The organism is Frankia tisae (assembly GCF_025403405.1).
Lineage (GTDB): Bacteria > Actinomycetota > Actinomycetes > Frankiales > Frankiaceae > Frankia > Frankia tisai.
This window is the reverse complement of record NZ_JANEZT010000684.1, coordinates 1-1,425: the sequence shown is the minus strand read 5'-3', so window position 1 is coordinate 1,425 and position 1,425 is coordinate 1. Positions and strand designations below refer to the sequence as shown.

The following is a 1,425-nucleotide window of genomic DNA, read 5'->3' as shown; positions in this document are numbered from 1 at the left end:
CCCCGCCGCCCGCAGCTGTCGTGTCGCCGGCCACTGTCATGCTGCCTGCCGCGCCGACGGCGCAGGACGGGGCACAGGCCGGCGCACCGGTGCCGATCGTGTTGTCCGGCCGGACGCCGGCGGCGCTGCGCGCCCAGGCCGAGCAGCTCGCCGTGTACCTGGAACGCCACCCGGATCTCGACCCGGTCGACGTCGCCCACACCCTCGCCGGCCGGACCCGCTTCGAGCACCGGGCCGTGGCGCTGGCCGGCCGGCGCCGGGGCGGCGACGGCATCCGGCGCCTCGAGGGCGCCCTGTCCGCGTTCGCCGCGGGCCGACCGGCGGCCGGGGTCGTCCTCGGCGCGGTCGCTTCGGCCGCGCCGAGCCGCACCGCGCTGCTGTTCACCGGGCAGGGCAGCCAGCGTAACGGGATGGGCCGGGACCTCTACGACGCCTTCCCCGCCTTCGCCGACGGCCTGGACGAGATCTGCGAACGGTTCGCCGACCATCTCGCCCGGCCGCTGCAGGAGGTGATGTTCGCGGCCCCCGGCACGTCGGACGCGGCCCTGCTGCACCGCACCGAGTACACCCAGCCGGCGCTGTTCGCCTTCGGTGCGGCGCTCTACCGGCTGATCACCTCCTGGGGGGTGACCCCGGCGCTGCTCGCCGGCCACTCCATCGGTGAGCTGACCGCCGCGCACGTCGCCGGCGTGTGGTCGCTGGACGACGCGGTGACGCTGGTCGCCGCCCGCGGCCGGCTCATGCAGGCCTGCCGTCCCGGCGGCGCGATGATCGCGATCCGGGCGGCTGCCGACGAGGTCGCCGCGTCGCTGGCCGGGTACGAGGGACGGGTGGAGATCGCCGCCGTCAACGGGCCCGAGGCGACGGTGATCGCCGGGGACGCCGACGCGGCCGAGCGGATCGCCGCCGGCTGGGCGGCCCGCGAGCACGCGACGAGGCGACTCACGGTCAGCCACGCCTTCCACTCCCCACACATGGCGGGCATGCTCGCCGAGTTCCGCGCCGTCGCCGAGCAGGTCACCCACCACCGGCCGACGATCCCGATCGTGTCCACCCTCACCGGCGAGCCGGCCGACACCCAGCTGTGCACCGCCGACTACTGGGCCCGCCACGCCCGCGGCGCGGTGCGCTTCCTCGACGCCGCCCGCCGCCTGCACGCCGAGGGCGCCACCGCGTTCTGCGAACTCGGCCCCGACGCGGTCCTCACCGCGTTGCTGCCCGGCTGCCTGCCGGCGGACACCGCGGCGCCGATCGCGGTCGCGTCCACCCGCGCCGGACGGCCGGAGGCCGCCACCCTGCTCACCGCCCTCGCCGGCCTCGACACCCGTGGCGTCGACGTGGACTGGCGGGCCGTCATCGGCCGCGCCGGCACCGTCGTCGACCTGCCCACCTACCCGTTCCAGCGCCGGCGCTACTGGATCGAGG

At 76.9% G+C, this 1,425-nt stretch carries 1 protein-coding gene; it reads left to right on the top strand.

What is annotated here, in order from left to right; translation table 11 throughout:
- Nucleotides 1–20: 20 nt before the first annotated feature.
- Nucleotides 21–1,425, top strand: a 1,405-nt coding sequence (locus NBZ85_RS31095) for an acyltransferase domain-containing protein (RefSeq protein WP_261563419.1), incomplete at its 3' end; no start/stop codon positions are given.